This window comes from Kitasatospora sp. NPDC059088 (genome assembly GCF_042738155.1).
Classification (GTDB): domain Bacteria; phylum Actinomycetota; class Actinomycetes; order Streptomycetales; family Streptomycetaceae; genus Kitasatospora.
The window spans coordinates 1-4087 of the sequence record NZ_JBHYGR010000047.1; the positions used below are offsets into that span (position 1 = coordinate 1).

The window sequence follows — 4087 nt, forward strand, 5'->3', positions numbered from 1 at the left end:
GAGCCCCCGCCAGCGGCGTCGACGCCCCGCCCCCGGGCGGCGCGGCGCCCCCCCCCCCCCGGACGCTGAGAGCCGGTCAGCGGTAGGACTCGCCGGTGGCCAGGAGCAGGCCCACGTCGTAGCGGTTCGCGGGGCCGCGGTTCTTGGAGCCAGGCGGGCGCCCGGGGGCCGGGCCGACGACCGCCGTTGTCGGTGGCCCCCAGTGGCCTGGGTAGCGGTCCCGAGAAGACCACGAAGGCCCCGGCGAGGGAAGGGGCCTTCGGTGCTGCTGCGGCGCCCCGACCCGCTCGGGGGCTCGGGCTGGGGCCGCCAACCACCACCATGCCGGTGGTGCCCGCCGACGGCGCGCCAGACTAGGCCGTGGCGGAGCCCGCCGGGGAGGTGTGCTCGGCGGGGCGGGTTCCAGGAGGGACGGGCACCTCTCGGATCAGGGTCCACGGCTTGTGGCCGTCCTTGTGGCAGACGATGCGCAGGCGCAGCGGGTGGTCCAGGTAGCGGCGGGCCCAGGAGTTGATGGGGTCCTTGTCCCAGGCCGGCCGTAGGCTGAGCTCCAGCGCGGACGGCGCGGTGGCCGAGCCCGAGGCCTTCAACGGTGGTGGTGCGGCCGGGGGCGGCGACACCGTCGACACCGGGGCGCAGGCGCAGCGGTCCCCAGATCACCTGCGCGAGGTCCTCCGCCGTGGGTCCCGTCGGCCCGGGCAGGTGGCTGACGCCCTTCTCGTCCAGGATCTCGACGGTGATGCTGTCGAGGTCGTCGAGGCCTTCGGGGCCGTCGAGGTCCACGCTCAGGAGCCAGTGGTTCATGTTCTGCTGCACGAGGCGGATGTCGAGGTCGGGGGTGAGGTCCCGGTGCCAGCGGTCACGTTCGATGCTCTCGACGCGCTCCGCGGCGGCTGCCGACCGGTCGGCAGCCTTCCACGCGAACACCGCGACCAGCACGCTGACAGCGGCCGCCACGGCGGCTATCCATTCAGTCATGGCGCCGGACAGTAGCAAGGGGAGCTGACAGTGTGACGTGCATTTTTGCCCGCCTCCACCCGGAGTCGACCCGCCGCCCACACTGTGCGGCTAGGCCGTGGCGGCGTCGGGCTCCCGGGTGGGCTCAGCGGCGGGCGTGAGCGGCTCGGCGGTGCCGGAAGGCCGGGCAGCAGAAGGCGCAGGGAGCGCGGGCGGGCGCGGCCGCGACCTGAGCAGTGCACGGTCAACTCCCGATGGCTGACAATCCCCCACCCGTCGTGCCGAGGTTGCCGTGCCGGGTGTAATGCCGCCGGATCGGAGGGATGCCGTCCCCCGTTCGGCCTACGTGCCTTGCGGGGGCGGCATCCGGAGTACCGTCCTGAGTTGAGTGGGAATCAGAACGGAGACCGGTATGCCTCTGAACAGCGAATCGATCGGTTCGCGCGTGAGGATTGCCCGAAACGCCGCTGGAATGACTCAAGTTGAGCTTGCCGACTTCCTGGGCCGGGCCGAGTCCTGGGTGGCCAACGTCGAGAGCGGGCGGTTGGCCCTGGACCGGTACAGCGTGATCACCGCCATCGCTGAGTGCTGCGACGTCGACGTGGTGTGGCTGCTCGGCCAGCCGTACCGGCTCCAGCACGGAGTCGGCGGCATCGCGCATGCCCACGTCCCCGCGATCCGGACCGGGGTGCGCCGGGCCGGCTTGATCCTGTCCGGCCACCCGGGTCTCGTCCCGCAGGGCGGCCTCGTCGGGCTGGCGGACCTGCGAGAGCAGTCCCGGCGGACCAATGCGGCGCGGCAGGCTGCCAACTTGCCGAAGGTCGCCACCCTGCTCCCGCCCCTGATCGAAGACCTGAACACGGCCGTGCTGACATTCGAGTCCGGCGGAAGCCGGGACGAGGCCCTGCGGCTGCTGGCCGACACGTGCCGTACGGCCAGGATGTGCCTGAACCAGCTGGGGTACCCGGATCTGGCGTGGTCGGCGGCGGAGGTGGCCGCGGGAGCCGCGACCGCCGTTGACGATCCGCTGGAGCGGGCGGCCGTCGCGTGGGACCGGTGCGGGGCGCTGCTGCACCAGGCGTCCCCCAGGGAGGCCCTCGCCGTGGCCGAGGCCGCCCTGCGCGACCTGGAGCCCCACACCCGGGGCGTGGTGGCCGGGCGGGAGGCGGTGTCGCTTCGCGGAGCCCTGCACCTGCGGTGCGCGATTGCCCACGCCCGGGCCGGCCACGGGGCGGAAGCGTGGGCCCGGGTCGATGCCGCGCTGGAGGATGCCGACCGTCTCGGCCCCGGCTGGTACGACCTCGGCCGGCACACCGTGTTCGGGCGCGGCGTCGTCGCCGTCCACGCGGCGGAAGTCGGTGTCGAGGTGGACGAGCCGGGCCGGGGCCTTGCCCACGTGCCGCAGGTCGACATCAACGAGGTCCCGTCGAAGGAGCGGCGCACCCACTTCGCGATCGACGAAGCACGGGCGATGCAGCGGATGGGCCGGCACTCGACCGCGGTGGTCAAACTCAAGGAGGCCGCCACCGCCGCGCCGCACTACGTGTTCGCCGACCCGATGAGCCGGGCCCTGGTCACCGAGCTCGTGCAGGTGGGGGTTCCGTCGCAGGCCGCCGCTCTCTCCAGCCTCATCCGCAACATGGAGCTGGTGCACTAACTCGCCTTTCCACCCGAACAGTTGACGCCCCCTAGAATTCCTAGGGGGCGCGGCACGGCAGGGCTGCCAAGCTCATGGGGTCACCAGATGTGAATGTGTGATCACCGTGGGAGAGACTGGCAATGGAGCTGATCAACACCCGCCGACCGAACGACGCCGTCACGGCCTACTCCGCCCTCGGCTGGGCGTTATCGGTCGGACACCGCTACAGGCCTCGGCAGGGCTGCACGTGCAACAACCCGAACTGCCCCATGCCGGGTGCCCACCCCCGGACCGGCAGCCCCGCCGTCAGCAACCCCGAGCACGTCATCGAGGAACTGGAGAAGGCGCCCGGCGCCGGACTCCTGGCCACCACCAGCATGTTCGACGCCCTGGTCTTCCCGCGGACCACGGGCATGGCCGCGATAGTCAACCTGGAGAAGATCGCCCAGGTGCCGTGCATCGTCACCGACGAGTCGGTCACCCTGCTGATCCTTCCCGCCACCGGCCGCTACGCCAGAACGGTCGGAGCCGACGTGAGGATCCGCTCCGGCCCGGACGACTGGATCGCCCTCCCGCCCTCGCACGGCACCCGCTGGGACACCCCGCCGTGGGTACTCCAGACGAACTCCCCGGTCGCACTGCTGCACGGCGGCGACATCGGGCGCCACCTCGAAGAGCCTCCTGACCCCTTCGGAGGCCAACGGTGACCACCAGCGAGTTCACCTTCCGCGCTGAACGAGAGCACGTTCGCACCCTCCGCAACACCATCTCGCAGGCGCTGCAGAACAGCGCGGAGACCGCCGGTCCCGGCATCTCCGTGGTCATCGCGGCCCTGCGCGCAGACACCGTTGTGCGGAACGCCCGGCCCCGGCCGGTCGTCGGCACGTTCCCCGTGCGCCCGGTGCTGAGCAGCCGGATACCGGCGGCGTGAGCACCACCCCGTAGACCTCCGGCGACGGCCGCCAGCCCTTCCCGGCGCGGCCGCCGCCGGACTCCAGAACGCCCGCCTGGGTGCGGCGGGCAGCGGAAGAGCGCACGCCCTACCGTGCCTTGCTCACCGCGCGGCCCCGCGGCCGCCCCCCTTCCGGCCTCCCTAGGAAGGGCGGCTGCGGGGCTCCTGCCGGCCGTCGACCGTGGGGGTGGCGGTCTGGCAGGAAGAACCCGGTGGCCGAGGGTCCACCGGAACGCTGGCCCGGCCATCGGTCGGGAGCCCTGGCCGGGCCAGCAACCCCGTTGAGACCACCCACCCCAGGACCTGGGGCGGGTGAAGGCCGGGGCGCGGCGTCACCCGTGTGCGCCCGCACCCCGGCCGACCGGACGACGAGGTGACCAGGGGCAACGTGTTGCACCCCGTCGTCCGTACCGGCACGTGCCACCCGGCACGGGGCCGGCGGGGGGGGGGGGGGGGGCGCGGGGGGGGGGGGGGCCGGGCCCCCCCCCCCCCCCGCGCCCCCCCCCCGCCCCCCCACGACACACCCAGCGCCGGGCGGC

5 protein-coding genes are annotated in these 4087 nt (G+C 73.3%); 4 read left to right on the forward strand and 1 reads right to left on the reverse strand.

All coding sequences use genetic code 11. The annotated features are described in order from the left end of the window. Positions 1-353 precede the first annotated feature (353 nt). Entirely contained in the window at positions 354-620 is a 267-nt protein-coding gene (locus tag ACFWXO_RS21830; protein WP_380525431.1) for a hypothetical protein, read from the reverse strand. 82 nt (positions 621-702) lie between these two features. Between ACFWXO_RS21830 and ACFWXO_RS21835 the strand changes: the two genes are divergently transcribed. The 4 genes from ACFWXO_RS21835 to ACFWXO_RS21850 all read left to right on the forward strand — a co-directional run bounded on the left by ACFWXO_RS21835 (position 703) and on the right by ACFWXO_RS21850 (position 3527). Next, positions 703-993: a hypothetical protein gene (locus tag ACFWXO_RS21835; protein WP_380525432.1), complete on the forward strand. Its 291-nt coding sequence runs from the start codon at positions 703-705 to the stop codon at positions 991-993. 376 nt (positions 994-1369) lie between these two features. Then, complete coding sequence (locus tag ACFWXO_RS21840; RefSeq protein WP_380525433.1) at positions 1370-2614, forward strand: helix-turn-helix domain-containing protein; 1245 nt, start codon at positions 1370-1372, stop codon at positions 2612-2614. 122 nt (positions 2615-2736) lie between these two features. Continuing rightward, the gene (locus ACFWXO_RS21845; protein WP_380525434.1) at positions 2737-3303 is read left to right on the forward strand and encodes a hypothetical protein; all 567 of its coding nucleotides are present in this window, start codon (positions 2737-2739) and stop codon (positions 3301-3303) included. Continuing rightward, complete coding sequence (locus tag ACFWXO_RS21850; protein WP_380525435.1) at positions 3300-3527, forward strand: hypothetical protein; 228 nt, start codon at positions 3300-3302, stop codon at positions 3525-3527. Before ACFWXO_RS21845 ends, ACFWXO_RS21850 begins: the two co-directional genes overlap by 4 nt. Positions 3528-4087: the final 560 nt, after the last annotated feature.